The following is a 17,313-nucleotide window of genomic DNA, read 5'->3' as shown; positions in this document are numbered from 1 at the left end:
GGCCGCGGCGCTACAGGCCGAGGGAGTCGAGCACCGGCAGTTCGGCGCGGGTCCGAGCCCTGGCCTCGGCTGCTGTGGGCGCCGAGACCGCGATCCCGGCGATGCGCTGCGCCTCGGCCAGCGTCACGCTGTGGAGGACCGCGCCGACCCCGGCGAGGGCCCGCGGCGTCATGGACAGCGTCGAGACGCCCAGTCCCACCAGCACGACGGCGAGGGCGGGATCCGCCGCGGCCTCACCGCACACCCCGACGGGCTTGGCGTTCCCCTCGGCGGCCGAACCTTCCACGGTCAACTGCACCATGCGGAGGACGGCGGGCTGCCACGAGTTGTTGAGGGCGGCGAGGGACCCGAGCTGGCGGTCCGCGGCCATCGTGTACTGGGTGAGATCGTTGGTGCCGAGGCTGGCGAAGGCGACCTGGCCGAGGATCGACTCCGCCATGACGGCGGCCGAGGGAACCTCCACCATGACGCCGGGCGTCTGCAGGCCGGCGTTGCTGCACAGCTTCGCGAAGTCCGCGGCCTCCTCCGCCGTCGAGATCATCGGTGCCATGACCCAGACGTCCGCGCTCGACCGGGCTGCGGCATCCGCGATGGCCGTGAGCTGCCGTTCCAGGACTCCCGGCGACGTCAGGTCGGTGCGGTAGCCGCGGACGCCGAGGGCCGGGTTGGGTTCGGAGGTGTCCGTCAGGAAGGGCAGCGGCTTGTCCGCGCCGGCGTCCAGCGTGCGGACCACGACCTTCTTGCCGGGGAAGGCGTCGAAGACGCCCCCGTACGCCTCGATCTGCTCGTCCGCCGTCGGCTCGGTGTCGCGTCCGAGGAAGCAGAACTCGGTCCGGAGCAGGCCCACGCCCTGGGCCTTCGCCGCCGCGGCCTTGACGGCGTCGTTCGCGCCGCCGACGTTCGCCAGCAACGGCACCTCGTGCCCGTCCGCGGTCACGCCGGTGCCGTCGAACACCGTCAGGGCCTCCGCTGCTGCCGCATAGGCCTCGGCCGCAGCTTCCTCCTCGGCCCCGGGGTCCAGGCTGAGGATCCCGGCTGCGCCGTCCACGAAGGCGAGGGCGCCGTCGTCGATGTCGTCCACGCCGTGGGCGGCGACGACGGCGGGCAGCCCGAGGGCGCGCGCGATGATCGCGGTGTGCGACTGCGGGCCGCCGCCGGAGGTGACGAGGGCGAGGACCACCGCCGGGTCCAGGGTCGCGGTGTCCGCCGGCGCCAGGTCCTCGGCGACCAGGATGAACGGCGTGTCCGACGCCGGGATGCCCGGAGCGGGGAGTCCGCGCAGTTCGGCGACGATCCGCGACCGCACATCGAGGACGTCCGCGGTCCGCTCGGCCATGTAGCCGCCGAGGTTGTGCAGCATCTCGGCCACCGAGGCGCCGGCCTCCCAGACCGCCCGGGCCGGGGAGATGCCGTTGTTGATGAGTTTCGTCGCGGACTTCAGCAGCAGGGGATCCGTCGCCATGAGCGAGGTGGCCTGCAGTACGGCCTTGGCGTCGCCCTTGGCGGTGCCGGCCCTGCGCTTGAGCTCCTCCTGCACGGTCTTCGCCGCGGCCTTGAGGGCGGCGACGGCCTGCTCGGGAGCGTCGGGGGTGTCATGGCGTTCTCCGGCGGGGGGTTCACCGACCGACGGCGGCATGTGCCGGACCGGGCCGATGACTCGTCCGGGACTGACCCCGACCCCTGCGAAATTCTCCATGGAACGTCCTCGTTTCCTTGCCGGTGGATCTTGGTCTAGCACCATTGTGTCGCGCAAGGCAATTATAGAGTGTGACCCAGTTCATATAACGTTGCTATAGCTGTTACGCTAGCAGGCATGAAAAAGGGAGGCGAACCGGCGCCCAAGGTGCGGCTCCTGCGGGCTGCCGCGGCACTGCTCGCGGAGTCCAATGGTGAGCCTGTCTCCACCCGCCAGATCACCGAGGCCGCCCGGGTGACCGCTCCTACCCTGTACCACCACTTCGGGGACAAGGAAGGGCTCTTCGACGCCGTCGTCGCCGAGGGTTTCTCCGAGTACCTGGAGGCCGAGAGGAGCCTTCCGACGTCGGGCCGGCCGATCGAGGACCTCCGCATGCACTGGGACAACCACGTGCGGTTCGGCCTCGACCATCCGCACCTCTACCTGGTGATGTTCGGCAATATCCGGCCCGAGCGCCGGCCCTCCATGGTCGCCAGCGCGGAGGCGTTCCTCGAGGAGGTCCTGGCGCGGGCGGCCGCGGCGGCCCGCCTGGTGGTCTCACCGCACGAAGCCGCGCGCAGCATGCTGGCCGCCAACATCGGCGTCACTCTCATGCTGATCGCCGAGCCCGCGGCGAAGCGCAACCTCGAGCTCTCGGCGATGACGCGTGAGGCCGTCATCTCCGCCGTGGCCACGGATTCCGACGCGGACCCCGTGACCGACACCGAGGGGACGCCGTCCGTGGTCGTGGCGGCGATCGCGCTCAACGCAGCACTGCAGTCCTCGCACCCCGATCAGCTCTCCAGTTCGGAGCTGAAGCTTTTCCTCGAATGGCTCCAGAGAATATCCAGCCGATCGGGAAGCTGATGCCTCCCGACGATCCCATCCCTCCGCAGTGTTGCGGGCCGAACGGTTAGGAAGAAATGTGGCAACACAACTAGAAGCGAGATCCGGCACGAGTGCCAGGGTCCGCGTGCAGAAGTTCGGGACGTTCCTGTCCGGCATGATCATGCCCAACATCGGCGCGTTCATCGCCTGGGGCATCGTCACGGCACTCTTCATCGAGAAGGGCTGGCTCCCCGTTCCCCAGCTCGGCGGCTACGGCGAGACCGACGGCGTCGCCAACGTCGGGCTCGTGGGCCCGATGATCACCTATCTGCTGCCGCTCCTGATCGCCTACACCGGCGGTCGGATGGTCTACGACGTCCGAGGCGGCGTGGTCGGCTCGATCGCCACCATGGGTGTGATCGTCGGCGCCGGGATCCCGATGTTCATCGGTGCGATGATCATGGGCCCGCTGGGCGCCTGGACCATGAAGAGGATCGACGCGATCTGGGAGGGTCGCATCAAGCCCGGCTTCGAGATGCTGGTCAACAATTTCTCGGCCGGTATCTGGGGGGCCGTGCTGGCACTGATCGGCTTCTACGGTGTCTCGCCGCTGGTCACCGCCTTCAGCACCGGCGCGGGCAACGTGGTCCAGTGGCTGGTGGACAACGGGTTGCTGCCGCTGACGAGCATCTTCATCGAACCGGCGAAGGTCCTCTTCCTCAACAACGCCATCAACCACGGCGTCCTGACCCCGCTGGGCGTCCAGCAGTCCCTGGAGCAGGGGAAGTCCATCCTCTTCCTGCTCGAGGCCAACCCCGGTCCGGGGCTCGGCATCCTGCTGGCCTACTCGTTCTTCGGCCGCGGCATGGCCAAGGCCTCCGCTCCCGGCGCCGCCATCATCCAGTTCGTCGGCGGCATCCACGAGATCTACTTCCCCTACGTCCTGATGCGCCCGCTGCTGATCCTTGCCGCGATCGCCGGCGGCATGACCGGCGTCGCGACGCTGAGCATCACGAACGCCGGGCTGGTGGCCCCGGCGGCCCCGGGGTCGATCATCGCGGTCCTGGCGCAGACGGCCCGCGACAGCTACTTCGGTGTCGTCCTGTCCGTCGTGCTGGCCACGGCGGTGTCCTTCCTCGTCGCCTCGGTCATCCTCAAGACCGGCAAGAACCAGGGCGAGGGAGACCTCGCAGCCGCCGCCGCCAGGATGGAGGGGCTCAAGGGCAAGAAGAGCTCCGTGGCAGGGAACTTCCGCTCCGCGTCGGCGACCGACGGCCCCATCCGCAGCATCGTCTTCGCCTGCGATGCAGGCATGGGATCCTCGGCGATGGGCGCCTCGGTGCTCCGCAACAAGATCCGGGCGGCCGGGTTCCCGGACGTGAAGGTCACCAACCTGGCCATCTCCAGCCTCAAGGACGACTACGACGTCGTCGTCACGCACCAGGATCTCGCCGCGCGCGCCGAGCCCCTGACGCAGAGCGCGACGCACGTCGCCGTCGACAACTTCATGAACAGCCCCCGCTACGACGAGATCGTCGAACTCATCCGCGCGGGCGCGGCGGCCGACGGCGGCGTCGACCCGAAGGACCCGGCACCCGCCTCCGTCGCAGCCGAAGCCGGCACCATGACCGGCGGCGGTGACGTCCTCGCGGAGGAGAGCATCGTGCTGAACGGCACCGCCACCACCCAGGAGGACGCCATCAACGAGGCCGGCCACCTGCTGGTCGCCCGCGGGGCCGTGGACTCCACGTACGTCGCGGCGATGCACGAGCGTGAGAAGTCCGTCCCGACGTACATGGGCAACTTCCTCGCCATCCCGCACGGCACCAACGCGGCCAAGGACCTGATCAAGCGCTCGGCCGTGTCGATCGTGCGCTACCCCGAGGGCATCGACTGGAACGGCAAGCAGGTGAAGTTCGTGGTCGGCGTCGCCGGCCTGAACAACGAGCACCTCTCCATCCTGTCCGCGATCGCCCGCGTCTTCTCGGACAAGGAGCAGGTCGTGAGGCTCGACGAGGCCACGTCCGTGGACGAGGTCGTGGCACTCTTCGGGAAGGTCAACGCCTAGTGAAAGCAGTACATTTCGGTGCCGGCAACATCGGACGCGGCTTCGTGGGGCTCCTGCTCCACGAAGCCGGGTACGAGGTCGTCTTCGCCGACGTCGCGGACGCCCTGATCGACCAGCTGGCGTCAACACCCAGCTACGACGTCCATGAGGTCGGCGAGGAGCCCGCGGTGAAGACGGTGGACAACTACCGTGCGCTCAACTCGCGCTCGCAGGAGGAGGACGTCGTGGCGGAGATCGCGACGGCGGACATCGTCACCACGGCCGTGGGCCCGAACGTCCTGCGGTTCCTCGCGCTGGTCATCGCCCGGGGGATCGCACGCCGCGGGGACGACGTCGCGCCGCTGCAGGTCATGGCATGTGAGAACGCCATCAACGCGACGGACATCCTCCGCCGCGAGGTCGAGGAAGCCTACGACGGCGCGGTGGCGGACCTCGCGACGCGCGCGGTCTTCGCCAACACGGCCGTGGACCGCATCGTCCCGAACCAGGCAGCCGGGCAGGGCCTCGACGTCACGGTCGAGACGTTCTTCGAGTGGGTCATCGACCGCACCCCCTTCGAGGGCCGTGCGCCGGAGATCCCCGGGGCCACCTACGTCGACGACCTCGAACCGTACATCGAGCGGAAGCTGTTCACCGTCAACACGGGCCACGCCGCCGCGGCATACTTCGGCTACGCGGCCGGGGTGGAGAAGATCGCCGACGCCATGGCGGATGAGGCCATCGCGGCCAGGGTTCGGGCCGTGCTGGAGGAGACGAAGCAGCTGCTCGTCGAGAAGCACGGGTTCGACGCAGCGGAGCAGGAGGCCTATGTGCAGAAGATCCTGCGCCGCTTCACGAACCAGCATCTGCCCGACACCGTGGTTCGCGTCGGCAGGGCCCCGCTGCGCAAGGTGAGCCGGAGGGAGCGATTCGTCGGGCCCGCCGCCCAGCTCGCCGAGACGGGCATGCATCCCGCAGCGCTGCTCGAGGCGATGCGAGCCGCGCTCTCCTTCTCGGCCCCCGACGATCCCGAGGTCGCCGCCCTGGCCGAGATCCTGGCCACGCAGGATCCCGACACCGCGACGACGTCGATCACCGGCCTCGAGGCGGAGCATCCTCTGTTCGGGGCGGTGCGGGAACTGATCGCCGAGCGTGCTGCGGGTCCCCGCGCAGGATAGGCCGGCGCGGACCGCGGTACCGGAAGGGAGCAGCCATCGCTGCTCCCTTCCGTGTGTCCGCCGGTGTGCGAGCTCCGCTACCTCGCAGCCGCGACCGGTGCAACACCCTCCGACGGTGCCCGCCGGGGCCGCGGCGGTGCGACGAGCGGCCTACGCTCGGGGCATGGACCAGCCGACCGAAGAACACCACCTGAAGGACCTGGGCAGTACCGACGGAATCGGGCCGGCCGACGCCGGCCCCCTCGGGGACGGTCCGCCGGCCGAGGCCGATGCGTCGCCCGGGACACTCACCGGGAACCTCGGCTTCGAGGGCTCCGCGGACAGCCCGACAGGGGACGACCGCTTCACGGGCGGTTCGCAATGACGGTCCGTCATCCGACGACCAGGGCCGCACCCGCCGGGTCCCGTGGACCCGGATGCCGCTCCGGAGGCGGTTGCGTGCGCTCGCGCGACGAGCCCGGACCCGGTATGGGCCCGCACCTCGACCGCATCGTGGCGGACCGCCGTGCCCGACGCCCCTACCGGGTGACGGGCCGAAGGGCGGACTGCACGACGACGACGTCCGGTCCGTACTCGGCATCCATCCGCGACTGGAAGGACCCGTCGTCGTACACCACGGTGACCGCGACGAACCCGCTCTCGACGCCCGCGCTCACGGGGTAATCACCGAAGCCGAAGTAGACGGCCTCCAGGATCCGTTCGAGCTCCTGCGGGGCCGTGGATCCCTGCCGGCCGGCCAGCGGATCCTGGAAGGGCATGGCGTCGTAGAGTGACAGCGGAATCGGTGCCATGGTGGGCGTGAAGAACGTCCCGTCCCAGGTTCCCGTGACCGCGTACGTCCCCCAGGTGACACCCGAGGCCGACTCCTTCTGCTCCGCCAGCGCCCAGTCCCAACCCACGAGCTCCGGTCCCGTGCACTGCGGGGGATAGGACTCGCGCACCCCGCCGAGGCAGAACCGGGGCAAGGCCTCACCCGTCTGCAGGACAGTACCCTGACCTATCACCTCACCCTCCGCTGCAGGAGGGACGAACCGACCGGAGTTCGGGTCGGGCTCGGCGCCCGGTGAGGCGGCCGGCTCGACGGCGGGATCGCCGGTCGGGTTCTCCACCGGTTCGCTGCCTGGGTTCCCGGGGGTAGCGCAGGCAGCCAGGAGAGCCGCTGTGAGGACCGCGATGCCCAGCCGTGCCGACCATGTCATGCACCCATGATCAGCTGGAACCGTCCAGGACACCAGAGGCACATCGACCTGCTGCCGGGGTCCGCGTCGCTGGGAGGGGCGGGGGCGTCACGGGGTGAGGGCGCCGCAGAGAGTCGTGAAGGTCCTGCCTTCGGCGAGAAGGTAGGCGGTGCCGGGCCGGAAGAACCGGGGGCGTGCGCCGGTCAGCTCCGCAAGGCGCGCATTGTCGATCATGATCTCGTCGTCGACGCTGCCGGTTCCCTCCGTTCCGGAGATCCCGTAGGCGGCGGCGCCGTTGACGCTGAGCGGGTAGTGGTTGGTTCCGTGGTTCGCGACCTCGAAGAGCGCGACGGCGGCCAGGTCCTGTGCCAGGGCGGGGTTCGCGGTGATCCAGCGTCCGTTGAGGAACAGGGTCGCCGGGACCTGCAGCCGGCGCAACAGGTCGATGGTGGTGAGGTCGGCGCCCCCGCCTCCCGTGCCGCCGCAGAAGTCGAGGGTCAGCGCGATTCCCCGGGCCCGTGGGGCAGGCGCGTGGGGACCCGAGGTGCCTCGAGTCCCCAGTAGGACGGGCTCTGCCCTGTGAAACGGGTGATGATCTCCCCGCGGGTCGGTGAGTTCTCCCCTGGAGCCTCGGTGGGGATCGGCTGCGGAGCAGGGGACGGGAAGGGGGAGGCGGAGGGTCTCTGAGTGCGGCCGCCGGTTCCGGTGGCGGCGTGACCGGTGGGGCTGGGCCGTAGCGGATCTGCTCCGATGTTCCCCGGTCTGCACCCGGGCTTCTGTCCGCTGTCAGACAAGCGAGAGGACGAAGGAGAGGACGAAGCCGGCGGCGGTGCTCATGGCCACTGCGGGTCCGCCGTGTTCGTAGGCTTCGGGCATGAGCGTGTCGGCGAGGGATGCGATCACAGCGCCGGCGGCGAAGGCCAGGGGGAGGGAGATGGCTTCCGGGTCTGCGCCGGACAGGGGACCGGCACCGATGATGACCGCCAGGACCAGCAACACCGCGCAGGCCCCCCACAGTCCGAGGATGCGTCCCGTCGACCTGCCCTGTGCGCGCATGGATGATGCTCCAACGAGAGCTTCGGGGAGGTTGGACACGAAGATCGCGGCCAACAAAGCCAGTCCGCCGGTTCCTCCGCCGAGGGCGACGCCCAGGGCCACATTCTCGGGCACGCCATCGAGGGTGACAGCGGCCAGAAGAGCGAGACCTGCCGCGCCGCGCGTCGATGCCTTGGACGATGTCTCCTCAGTCGCCGCGGCGTCGGTGTCCAGTTTGGCGCTGCCCTGATAGTCGTCTGCGGCCTCCGGTTCGGGACCGGCCTGCGCCCACCGGTCGAGTAGTGCGCTGAGAACGGTGAAGACGAGGGCACCCGCGAGGAGGCCCAGCGCAGCCCGCCAGATCCCCCCCTGTTCGAAGGCGTCCTCGAACAGCTCGAACGCCAGCGCGGTGATGAGAGACCCAGCCGCGAAGGACAGGAGAATCGCCAGCACCCGTTTGGGCAGATTGAAACGGGCCCCGATCACTGCACCGATAATCAGGGCGCTGGAAGCCACCACACCGAACAGCAACGACATCATCATGGGCTCAGTATAGGAATCCTTGCCTCGGGGTAAAGGAGTGCGGCCACACGAGCATCACGTGCTCAGCCCGGTGCCCCAGGGATGGCCTCACCGCGTTCGCCCACCCGGCACGTTCCGGTTCCGATATGCATCGTGTTCCTCAGGCGGTTCTACAGTGGGTTCGGGAGAGTTTTCGTGAGGTACTGGGATGAGTCGCAGCCGCTGACGAACAGTGTCGCGGGCGAATGGGACACCTCTATCGGAACAGCGGAAGGACGGGGTTATGGTCGCGAATGCGGTCGGGGTGGTGGTGACCGGGATGGGTGCCATGACTCCGGTGGGAGGGACGGTCGCCCGAACCTGGGACAGCCTCATCGAGGGTCGGTCCGGCATCGCGGTCCTGGACCAGCCGTGGGCGCAGGAGCTACCGGTGCGGATCGCCGGGCTTGTTACTGCCGAGCCCGCAGCATCACTGTCCACCAGGGAGTATCGGCGGATGGATCGGTGTGGGCATCTGGCGTTGGTCGCATCAAGGGAGGCATGGCAGCAGGCCGGCGAGCCCGCCGTCGATCCGGACAGGCTCGCCGTAGTGATCGGGTCCGGCTACGGGGGTCTGGGTACGGTGTTGTCCCAGATTCGGACCCTGGATGCCCAGGGCTCGCGCCGAGTGTCTCCGCATACGTTGACGCAGATCATGGTCAATGGGCCGTCGGCCTGGGTGTCCATCGATATCGGCGCGCAGGGAGGGGCCCGGACACCAGTGAGTGCCTGTGCCTCCGGCGCCGAAGCGATTGCCCAGGGCGTCGAGATGATTGTGTCGGGGACGGTCGATGTCGTCGTGGCGGGGGGAGTGGATGCCTGCGTGAACGAGTTGGCGATCAGCGGTTTCGCTCAGCTCCGGGCTCTGTCCACGAGTGATGGGGATCCGGCGGCGGCTTCGCGGCCCTTCGACCGGGACCGGAACGGGTTCGTGATCGCCGAAGGTGCCGGTATCGTCGTCCTCGAGCGGGAGGATTTCGCCCGCGCGCGGGGGGCTGGGATCCTGGGTCGGATTGCAGGGGCCGCAGTCACCTCTGATGCCGGGGACATCGTGGCCGCGGACCAGGCCATTCAACACAGGGTCATGCAGAAAGCTCTTGCGACGGCAGGGTTCACAGGGTCGGATATCGCCTTCGTCCACGCGCACGCTACATCCACCCCCATCGGTGACCTGCTTGAAGCCGGTGCGATCACCGAGGTGGTCGGCAACGAGGTGCCTGTCACCTCGACCAAGTCCATGACAGGCCACCTTCTGGGAGGAGCCGGGACGCTCGGCGCCATCGTGGCCATCGAGGCCCTTCGGACAGGGCAGCTTCCCGGCACGCTCAACTACGAGAATCCCGACCCGAGGATCGACCTCAACATCATCGACGCGACGACCGGATGTGCTGCCTCGAAAGCTGCCATCACCAACGCTTTCGGATTCGGCGGCCACAGCACCTCCCTCGTCATCACGGCTGCCTAGCAGGCTCCTTCTACAGGCATCCCGTCGTCCACGGCGCACGTCCGCGACACCTCCGGCGGGTTCTTCGGCTGTGGCGTCCGGTCCACGGCATGGCCGGGAATCGGGAGTGCCGTGCCCCGCGGGGGTCCGTTCTCCGATGTCCCATGAGACTCCGTTTCGCCCTGCACCGACCTCAGGTGCGGCCGGTCTCATGGGCCCACATGGCGAGCTCGACCCGATTACGCGCGCCGAGCTTGCGCATCAGGCTGGCCAGATGGGTCTTGACGGTGCTGGAACTGATGCGGAGCTCGGCGGCGATCTCACTGTTGGTACGGCCCTGCGCCACGGTGAGGAGTACCTGCTCCTCACGGGAGGTGAGCGGTTCCATCGGCTGCGCGGGTGATCCCTTCTGCGATCCGGCAAACGCCGCAAGTAGGCGGACGGTGACGCTAGGAGCGATCAGAGCATCGCCCTCGGCTGCAGCGTGGATCGCCTGGGTCAGCAGCGCAGGTCCGGCGTCCTTGAGCAGAAACCCCCGGGCGCCGGCCTTCAGCGCCCCATGGACGTACTCGTCGAGGTCGAAGGTGGTGATCACGACGATCGGCAGGGGGTCGGTGACCCCGGGTCCGGCGAGCTGGCGGGTGGCTTCGATCCCGTCCATCAGCGGCATGCGGATGTCGAACAGGCACACGTCCGGGTGCAGTCGACGCGCCAGGCTCACCGCCTGTCGTCCATCGGTGGCGGCGCCCACGACCTCGATGTCGGGCTGGGCATTCAGCAGCATCGTCAGACCGGTGCGCACGATGTCCTGATCGTCGGCGATGACCACCCGGATGGTCATCGGGGACCGCCCGCTCGGGGCAGCATCGCCTCGACCCGCCAGCCACCGCCCGCGCGCGGGCCCGCGCGGAACGTGCCGCCCAGCAGCTTGGCGCGTTCCTCCATGCCGACCAGGCCGTAGCCCGACGGGTTGCCGCCGGCCGTGCCGGCGCCATCGTCATCGACCGTCAACTGCACCCGTTCGGCGTCACCCGCGACGCGCACAACGACCCGCGTCGCAGAGCGGGCGTGCCGTCGCGCGTTCGTGACCGACTCCTGGGCCAGGCGGTAGACCGCGGCCCCGACCGCGGGGCTGAGGTCGTCGAGCTCACCGGACAGCTCCACGTCGACCTGCGGCCCTCCCTCGGCCTGATCGGCGAGCCGTCCGAGGTCAGCGACACCCGGGCGTGGCGCGAAGTCCGCCCTCTCAGAGGCGCGCAGGACACCGACCATGGTGCGCAACTCGGTCAGCGTTCGAGAGGCCGCGTCCTCGATGACAGCAAGGACCTCAGTGGCACGCTCGGGGTGCGAGATCGCGACGGCGCGTCCGGCCTGAGCCTGGATGGCGATGCCGGAGACGTGGTGGGCGACCGTGTCGTGGAGGTCACGCGCCAGCTGCTCGCGCTCCCTGGCTTTGGCCTCGTCGATGTCGCGGGTGCGCGTGTACGCGTGGTAGCGGATCGCAGCGCCCAGGGCTGCGGCGAACAGGAAGAAGCCGAATGCAGCCACCGTGTCTGCCGGGCTGGTCAGGTCGGCGACGTGGGTGATGACCAGCCAGACCAGGATGACCCCCAGGCCGGTCGCGGCCTCGCGGCCTGCTCCCCACCGGAACAGCGCGTAGGCCAGGACGAGCACTCCCGAGATGCTCGTCAGCAGGCCGGCCTCCTCGCCGGCGACGATCCTCGCGGCGTCGACTGCCGTCAGCGTGCCGAAGGAGATCACGACCGCCGCCAGGGGGTGGGTGCGGCGCCACCACAGGGGAGCAAGGACCACGAACACGGCGCCGAGCACCAGCGGGCGCGACGTCAGGTCCTCACGGAGCGCCACCTCCACCACCGACCACGCCAGGAGCACCGCGACGAGCACCCCGTCCCGCCACACCCGCCGCGGGGGGTTCGCCGGTCGAGGCTCAGCCCACAAGGAGCGCAGCGCCTTCGTCACCATCTGTCCAGCGTAGGGCCGGCGCGGCAGCGGCGGATCAGCCGAAAGCACGAGGGAGGGACCATGCCATCGGCCGGGTGAACTCCGGCCTCCGGGCCGATGTGCCCGCCGCCGGGCTGAGCGATCGTGGACCTACCGATCCTCACCACACAACGGAGCCCATGATGAGAACACCCCGACCCACCACCACACTGGAAGACCAGCGGATCCCGGTGCAGGCCAAGCTCGCCAACGCCTGGACAAGCGTCATGTTCCTCTACGCCTACGTGGACATCATCGCCTTCTTCAAGCCCGGCGTCGTCGATGACATCCTGGCCGGCGTCGTCTTCGAGTTCCAGATCAGCCAGACGCTGTTGACGGCCTTCCTCGCGCTCATGGCGGTCCCGATCCTCATGGTCGTGCTGTCGATGACGCTGCCCGCCCGGGCGAACCGCATCACGAACCTCGTCGTGGCCTCGGTGCAGGTCCCCTACGCGGCATTCAACGTGGTGGGCGAGTCCTGGACGTACTTCTACGGCCTTGGCGTCGCACTGGAAGTGATCCTTCTTGCCCTCATCCTGCGGTACGCCTGGACCTGGCCCCGCACCGCACCGTCGGCGACCACGCCGATCAGCCGTGAGGCCGATCGCGCCCACCAGCAGGCGTGAACCCCAGAGCAGTTCCCGTCCCGGTGTTCCGCGTGTCATGAGTGGTGAGCCGGTCGCCCCGCAGTTCTCCGGGCGACCGGTCAGATGGTGATGGCGATCTTGCCGCGTACCTTTCCGGCATGCAGATAGCGGATGGCGTCCGGGGCCTCCTCGAGCGGGAAGGTGCGGTCGAGCGGCGCGCGCAACCTGCCCGTCTCCACGAACCCGGTGAGTTCGACGAGATCGTCGCGGCGCGTGGCGGCCGTGAGCCCCCGGAGTTTCTGACGTGTGACGAGCGACAGAACCGGTGCTCCGAGCATCGCCCGCTCGAACCCGCCGAGCAGCCCACGGCCGCCCTCCCCGCCGACGATCACGAGCGTCCCCTTCGGGGTGAGTGCCCGCCGCAGCGTCCGCAATGGGCGGTTGCCACCGGTGTCGAGGATGAGGTCGAAGCGGCGTGTGCCGTCCACCGGGTCCCGTCGGGTGTAATCCAGCACTTCGTCGGCGCCGAGGTCACGGACGACGTCGAGCTTGCGTGTGCTCGCAACTCCGGTGACGTGGGCACCGTACGCCTTCGCCAGCTGTGTCGCGAACGATCCGACGCCGCCCGAAGCACCGAGCACGAGCACGCGCATGCCTGCTGCCACGCCACCCCTGCGGAGACCCTGGAGCGCCGTGCAGCCGGAGATCGGGATGACCGCCGCCTCGGCGAAGCTCAGCCCTGCAGGCTTGTGCGCCAGCCCCTTCTCCGACGAGGCAATCGCGAAGTCGGCGAAGCTGCCGGATGCGACGCCGAAGACCTCGTCGCCCGGGGCGAACCGAGTGACCTCGGGGCCCACCGCTTCGACGATTCCCGCGACATCCGCCCCGCGGGTGCGCTGCCGCGGTCTGCGGACGCCGAAGGCCGGCCGCACGCCGAGGGGCTGGCCCGCCATGATGTGCCACACGCCGGGGTCGACGCCCGCCGCCCGGACGCGGATGAGGACCTGTTCGCGTCCGGGCTCCGGCCGCTCGACCTCCTCGAGGCGGAGCACGTCTGCGTCTCCGTATTCGTCCTGCACGATCGCCCTCATAGGGATGCTCCTTCGTCAGTGTCGGAAATATCGGAAGACGGCGTCCGGTCCGACGCCGAGGACTCGCGCGATCCGAGGGGGTCTTGCCTACTGCCGCCGTCCTCTCCGTGCCCGAACGCCCCTGGACGTCGGGAGCGCTGCCTCGGGAGCAGCGTCCCCTCCCGGCGCATTCCCGGACCCACGCCGCGGCACGGTCATGGCGGCAACCTCCTCGAGCCGGGGGTGGAGATGGTCGTCGCCGTCCACCGTTCCCGATTGCCACGACAGCGTGAGCCCGTCCGGAGTGTCCACGAGCGACGCGAGGTTGTTGTCGAACCACGGCCCCCTGATGTTCCGCCAGCGGAACGGTGGGTCGGGAACCTTCACGGAGCGCGCCACGAGGGCCCCGACAGGTGCCGCCACGGCATAGGAAAGGATGGCGGTGGAGGAGCGCAGGAGCCGCGGCAGCGGATTGCGGATCGGGGAGCAGACAACCTGGAGGATACGGCTGCCCGATGTCCTGTCCACTTCCGCGACGTACGAGAAGTGGACGTCTCCCGACAGGAAGGTCACCGTCTCCGGTGCCGGACCCCGGTTGCCGTCGGCCACGTCCGTCGCCATGAGGGCCACGGCGCGGAAGCTGTTCTGGAAGGCGGCCCAGTGTTCGAGATCCATGCCCTGCCGCAGTTTCTCACCCAGCCGTGCGCCCTGCGCGCCCCACGCACCCTGTGCGAGGGCCTCGTCCCATGACTCGATGTGATGCAGCCCCAGGGGCAGGAGGAACGGCAGCGAGGTACCCACGAGCAGGTGCCGGAATCCGCCGACCATCCTGTGATCCAGCCACGCCGTCTCCTCCTCGCTGAGCAGGGCCCGCGCATCGGGTGTCAGCACGCGGGACACGCGGGAGTCGACCACGATCAGGCGCGTGTCATCGAAGTCGCGGCAGTAGCTCCAGCGGTAGGTGGCCGGATCCTTGTCCGCCCGATCGGCGAAGGCGTCGAGCTCCTCGCTCAGGTCGAGCTCGGCGGCGTCGTGATGGTCGACGATCCGTTGCCACATGCGGTCCTCGGCACGCCCGTCCGGTGACAGGTTGCCGAGGTGCTGGTACACCCAGTACGACGCCAGGCCGGCGACGATCCGGTCCTGCCACCAGGAGGTGGCCTCCATTTCCTGCTTCCAGGAGGTGGAGGCATTCCAGTCATCGCGGATGTCGTGGTCGTCGAAGATCATGGCACTGGGAAGGGTGGACAGCAACCAGCGGTTGGCACTGTCGGACCAGGCCAGGTTGTACAGGTGGGCGTACTCCTCGTAGTCCTTCAGCTCGGCGCCGGGCTCCTCCTCGATGTCCCTCCGCCCGCGGATGAACTGCTGCATCTCCTCACTGGTGGAATCGGCGTACACCTGGTCGCCGAGGAAGAGAACCAGGTCCGGCCGCGGTGAACCGTCGTCCTTCATCCGGTCGAGCGCGTACGCACGCATGGCATCGATGCCGTGGGTCCGATTGCCCTCCTTGGTGTGGGGGACGCTCGTGCGGCAGGACCCGAAGACCAGTCGCAGGGGCTTCCCCGGGGTGCGTGTCGCAATGCTCGACGGCGGGAATTCGGGAACCGCTCCCGGGTCCGGCCACGCCTGGTGTCCGTCGATCTCCACCGTGTAGGAGGTGACGCTTCCCGGCTCGAGTCCGTCCACCTCGACGAGCGCGTAATGGTGCCCGTGGACCGCGAACGTGCGTGCTCCCCAGGATCGCTGGGCGGCCCGGACGACGACGCGTGCCGCGGCGCCGACCTCCACCCAGATACTTGCCGAGGTTTCGTCGACGTACCGCAGTATGGGGCCAAGGACCAGGGGAGTCGATGTCATACGTATGTCCTACCCTTCTACCCTTCTACCCTTCGGCCCGACGGTCGATGTCGAAGAGCATACCTTCGGGCTGGGTGGAGCGGACCATGGCGGTGACCTCTGCCCAGGTGCAGGGCCTCACCCGCTGAGGTGCCTCCGACCGTGTGCCAGGAGCGACGCGCGAACTGCATGTGCGGAACAGGTTCGGCGTTTCCGCACAGATGGGACCCGTTCTTCGCTCCGCTGATGACGCTGAACGATGCCTACGCATAGCCGACACTGCAGTTCGATCTCCACGAGCTGCTCGGCCGGCTGGATACGCGCCGATCGGGCGCCATCCTGCTCGTCGCCGACGCCGTCGGCGCAGAATCCATGCACCGCGAATACCCTCACGCCGCGCTATGAAGCAACGAACTCGCCGAGCGCGGCCAGGAGGCGGTCGACGTCGTCGTCGTTGTTGTACGGCGCCAAACCGAGCCGCAGGGCGGCGCTGTCCTCGAGATCGAGGCGACGGAAGGCTTCGTACGCGTAGAAAGAGCCGGCCGGAGCGAGAATGTTCCGTTCCGCAAGGAACCGGTAGGCGTTCGCGGAGGACCGGCCCGGGAACGTCACCAGCAGTGTCGGGGTCCGCTCCTGGGCTTTCGAGTGCAGGGTGACGGCGTCACCCAGTTCGGCCAGCCCTGCCTCGATGCGGCAGCGCAACGCGAGCTCGTACTCATCGACCACGTGAGCGGATGCGAGAAGGCGCGCACGGCGGCCCGCTGCGGCGCCGGGCGCGATCGCGGCGAGGAAGTCCACGGCCGCCGTCGCTCCGGCCATGATCTCGTAGGGGAGGGTACCGAACTCGAACCGCTCGGGGACCTCGTTCGTGGACGGCAGCAGCTTGTCCGGCTGCAGTGACTCCAGCAGGTCCGGGTCGGCCACGAGAACACCGCAATGGGGCCCGAGGAACTTGTAGGGCGAACAGGCGAAGAAGTCAGCTCCCAACGCCTTCACGTCGACCGCCGCATGAGCGGTGTAGTGCACTCCGTCCACGTAGACCAGTGCGCCGACCGTGTGAGCGGCATCGGCGATGCGGCGCACCGCCGGTTTGGTGCCGAGCAGGTTCGACGCGGCGGTGATCGCTACCAGCTTCGTGCGCTCGGTGATCGCTGCCGCGACGGACGCTTCGTCGATCTCCGTGGTGTCCGGGTCGAAATCGATCCAGCGGACAGTGGCGCCGACCGCGGCGGCTGCTTGCAGCCACGGGCGGATATTGGAGTCATGGTCCAGGCGTGACACGACGATCTCGTCACCCGGCTGCCAGGTCTTGGCGAGGTGGCGGGAGAAGTCATAGGTGAGCTGCGTGGCGCTCCGCCCATAGACGACACCGCGAGGATGCGCCCCGAGCAGGTCAGCCATCGCCGTCCGGAATCCGCCGACCGCCGATTCGGCGTTCCTCTCCGAGCCCATACCGAGGCCGCGGTTGGACAGCGGTCCGGTAATGGCGTCGGCTATCGCGGCTCCCACGACCGCGGGGGCCTGCGTTCCGCCAGGACCGTCGAAATACGCGGTGCCGGTCAGCAGGGCGGGGAAGTGCGTGCGGAAGGCCGCGATGTCGAAGGTCATGTCGTTACTGTCTCAGGTGAGGATCGATACGGAAAGCTGCGCGGGAGGCATCGTCGACATCGATCCGCACGGACGGACAGGGGTGGTCGACACGAGAGCGCAATGGGACACCTACATGGCGGAGAACTTCACCGCGATGCGAGCCGCCAATGCTGTGCGTGTGTGGTGACGATCGTCTGGAAACACACCGACGAGGGCTGGAAGGAAGCCCGCTGGCACTGCTCACCCGCACCCGCTTGAGCCGGCACGCCGGTGCCGTCGA

Annotated in this window: 16 protein-coding genes; 7 read left to right on the top strand and 9 right to left on the bottom strand. The window is 68.9% G+C overall.

What is annotated here, in order from left to right:
* Positions 1–10: 10 nt before the first annotated feature.
* Entirely contained in the window at positions 11–1,696 is a 1,686-nt protein-coding gene (gene ptsP / locus ACX80P_RS08030) for a phosphoenolpyruvate--protein phosphotransferase (protein WP_459277567.1), read from the bottom strand.
* Between the two features lie 117 nt (positions 1,697–1,813).
* On the opposite strand from ptsP, the gene ACX80P_RS08025 reads away from it, so the two are divergent.
* The 4 genes from ACX80P_RS08025 to ACX80P_RS08010 all read left to right on the top strand — a co-directional run bounded on the left by ACX80P_RS08025 (position 1,814) and on the right by ACX80P_RS08010 (position 6,092).
* Positions 1,814–2,542 (top strand): TetR/AcrR family transcriptional regulator, encoded by a 729-nt coding sequence (locus tag ACX80P_RS08025; RefSeq protein WP_459277566.1) that lies wholly within the window; start codon positions 1,814–1,816, stop codon positions 2,540–2,542.
* Positions 2,543–2,600: 58 nt separating this feature from the next.
* Positions 2,601–4,571: a PTS mannitol transporter subunit IICBA gene (locus tag ACX80P_RS08020; RefSeq protein WP_459277565.1), complete on the top strand. Its 1,971-nt coding sequence runs from the start codon at positions 2,601–2,603 to the stop codon at positions 4,569–4,571.
* On the top strand, positions 4,571–5,728 hold the full coding sequence (locus tag ACX80P_RS08015) for a mannitol-1-phosphate 5-dehydrogenase (RefSeq protein ID WP_459277564.1): 1,158 nt from the start codon (positions 4,571–4,573) through the stop codon (positions 5,726–5,728). The genes ACX80P_RS08020 and ACX80P_RS08015 overlap by 1 nt, the downstream gene beginning before the upstream one ends.
* 163 nt (positions 5,729–5,891) lie before the next feature.
* The gene (locus ACX80P_RS08010) at positions 5,892–6,092 is read left to right on the top strand and encodes a hypothetical protein (RefSeq protein ID WP_459277563.1); all 201 of its coding nucleotides are present in this window, start codon (positions 5,892–5,894) and stop codon (positions 6,090–6,092) included.
* Between the two features lie 154 nt (positions 6,093–6,246).
* Here ACX80P_RS08010 and ACX80P_RS08005 read toward each other — a convergent pair whose 3' ends face one another.
* The 3 genes from ACX80P_RS08005 to ACX80P_RS07995 all read right to left on the bottom strand — a co-directional run bounded on the left by ACX80P_RS08005 (position 6,247) and on the right by ACX80P_RS07995 (position 8,484).
* The gene (locus ACX80P_RS08005) at positions 6,247–6,927 is read right to left on the bottom strand and encodes a hypothetical protein (protein ID WP_459277562.1); all 681 of its coding nucleotides are present in this window, start codon (positions 6,925–6,927) and stop codon (positions 6,247–6,249) included.
* A gap of 87 nt (positions 6,928–7,014) precedes the next feature.
* Positions 7,015–7,674 carry a polysaccharide deacetylase family protein gene (locus ACX80P_RS08000; RefSeq protein ID WP_459277561.1) on the bottom strand — a complete coding sequence of 220 codons (660 nt, stop codon included), beginning with the start codon at positions 7,672–7,674 and terminating at the stop codon, positions 7,015–7,017.
* Between the two features lie 18 nt (positions 7,675–7,692).
* On the bottom strand, positions 7,693–8,484 hold the full coding sequence (locus tag ACX80P_RS07995) for a ZIP family metal transporter (protein WP_459277560.1): 792 nt from the start codon (positions 8,482–8,484) through the stop codon (positions 7,693–7,695).
* A gap of 262 nt (positions 8,485–8,746) precedes the next feature.
* Here ACX80P_RS07995 and ACX80P_RS07990 point away from each other — a divergent pair, with 262 nt between their 5' ends.
* On the top strand, positions 8,747–9,967 hold the full coding sequence (locus ACX80P_RS07990) for a beta-ketoacyl-[acyl-carrier-protein] synthase family protein (protein ID WP_459277559.1): 1,221 nt from the start codon (positions 8,747–8,749) through the stop codon (positions 9,965–9,967).
* Positions 9,968–10,139: 172 nt separating this feature from the next.
* Here the strand turns inward: ACX80P_RS07990 and ACX80P_RS07985 are convergent, their stop codons facing one another.
* Both ACX80P_RS07985 and ACX80P_RS07980 read right to left on the bottom strand, forming a co-directional pair.
* On the bottom strand, positions 10,140–10,787 hold the full coding sequence (locus ACX80P_RS07985; RefSeq protein WP_459277558.1) for a response regulator: 648 nt from the start codon (positions 10,785–10,787) through the stop codon (positions 10,140–10,142).
* Complete coding sequence (locus ACX80P_RS07980) at positions 10,784–11,929, bottom strand: sensor histidine kinase (protein WP_459277557.1); 1,146 nt, start codon at positions 11,927–11,929, stop codon at positions 10,784–10,786. The genes ACX80P_RS07985 and ACX80P_RS07980 overlap by 4 nt, the downstream gene beginning before the upstream one ends.
* A gap of 158 nt (positions 11,930–12,087) precedes the next feature.
* Here ACX80P_RS07980 and ACX80P_RS07975 point away from each other — a divergent pair, with 158 nt between their 5' ends.
* On the top strand, positions 12,088–12,573 hold the full coding sequence (locus ACX80P_RS07975) for a DUF6326 family protein (RefSeq protein WP_459277556.1): 486 nt from the start codon (positions 12,088–12,090) through the stop codon (positions 12,571–12,573).
* Between the two features lie 80 nt (positions 12,574–12,653).
* Here the strand turns inward: ACX80P_RS07975 and ACX80P_RS07970 are convergent, their stop codons facing one another.
* From ACX80P_RS07970 to ACX80P_RS07960, 3 genes are all read right to left on the bottom strand, one after another.
* On the bottom strand, positions 12,654–13,625 hold the full coding sequence (locus ACX80P_RS07970; RefSeq protein WP_459277555.1) for an NAD(P)-dependent alcohol dehydrogenase: 972 nt from the start codon (positions 13,623–13,625) through the stop codon (positions 12,654–12,656).
* 87 nt (positions 13,626–13,712) lie between these two features.
* A complete protein-coding gene (locus ACX80P_RS07965; protein WP_459277554.1) occupies positions 13,713–15,464 on the bottom strand; it encodes an alkaline phosphatase D family protein in 1,752 nt (583 codons plus the stop codon).
* A gap of 378 nt (positions 15,465–15,842) precedes the next feature.
* Entirely contained in the window at positions 15,843–17,051 is a 1,209-nt protein-coding gene (locus tag ACX80P_RS07960; RefSeq protein WP_459277553.1) for a cysteine desulfurase-like protein, read from the bottom strand.
* On the opposite strand from ACX80P_RS07960, the gene ACX80P_RS07955 reads away from it, so the two are divergent.
* Positions 17,038–17,220: a hypothetical protein gene (locus ACX80P_RS07955; RefSeq protein WP_459277552.1), complete on the top strand. Its 183-nt coding sequence runs from the start codon at positions 17,038–17,040 to the stop codon at positions 17,218–17,220. The genes ACX80P_RS07960 and ACX80P_RS07955 overlap by 14 nt on opposite strands.
* Positions 17,221–17,313 lie beyond the last annotated feature (93 nt).

The organism is Arthrobacter arabinosi (genome assembly GCF_054511115.1).
Note: the sequence above shows the minus strand (reverse complement) of the source record. Positions and strands in the feature narration are given on the sequence as shown.

What these genes read in the sequence shown, in the direction of transcription:
- ptsP (WP_459277567.1), bottom strand. Translation starts at nt 1,696, where the DNA reads ATGGAGAATTTCGCAGGGGTCGGGGTCAGTCCCGGACGAGTCATCGGC.
- ACX80P_RS08025 (WP_459277566.1), top strand. Translation starts at nt 1,814, where the DNA reads ATGAAAAAGGGAGGCGAACCGGCGCCCAAGGTGCGGCTCCTGCGGGCT.
- ACX80P_RS08010 (WP_459277563.1), top strand. Translation starts at nt 5,892, where the DNA reads ATGGACCAGCCGACCGAAGAACACCACCTGAAGGACCTGGGCAGTACC.
- ACX80P_RS08005 (WP_459277562.1), bottom strand. Translation starts at nt 6,927, where the DNA reads ATGACATGGTCGGCACGGCTGGGCATCGCGGTCCTCACAGCGGCTCTC.
- ACX80P_RS07995 (WP_459277560.1), bottom strand. Translation starts at nt 8,484, where the DNA reads ATGATGATGTCGTTGCTGTTCGGTGTGGTGGCTTCCAGCGCCCTGATT.
- ACX80P_RS07990 (WP_459277559.1), top strand. Translation starts at nt 8,747, where the DNA reads ATGGTCGCGAATGCGGTCGGGGTGGTGGTGACCGGGATGGGTGCCATG.
- ACX80P_RS07985 (WP_459277558.1), bottom strand. Translation starts at nt 10,787, where the DNA reads ATGACCATCCGGGTGGTCATCGCCGACGATCAGGACATCGTGCGCACC.
- ACX80P_RS07980 (WP_459277557.1), bottom strand. Translation starts at nt 11,929, where the DNA reads ATGGTGACGAAGGCGCTGCGCTCCTTGTGGGCTGAGCCTCGACCGGCG.
- ACX80P_RS07975 (WP_459277556.1), top strand. Translation starts at nt 12,088, where the DNA reads ATGATGAGAACACCCCGACCCACCACCACACTGGAAGACCAGCGGATC.
- ACX80P_RS07970 (WP_459277555.1), bottom strand. Translation starts at nt 13,625, where the DNA reads ATGAGGGCGATCGTGCAGGACGAATACGGAGACGCAGACGTGCTCCGC.
- ACX80P_RS07965 (WP_459277554.1), bottom strand. Translation starts at nt 15,464, where the DNA reads ATGACATCGACTCCCCTGGTCCTTGGCCCCATACTGCGGTACGTCGAC.
- ACX80P_RS07955 (WP_459277552.1), top strand. Translation starts at nt 17,038, where the DNA reads ATGTCGAAGGTCATGTCGTTACTGTCTCAGGTGAGGATCGATACGGAA.
- ACX80P_RS07960 (WP_459277553.1), bottom strand. Translation starts at nt 17,051, where the DNA reads ATGACCTTCGACATCGCGGCCTTCCGCACGCACTTCCCCGCCCTGCTG.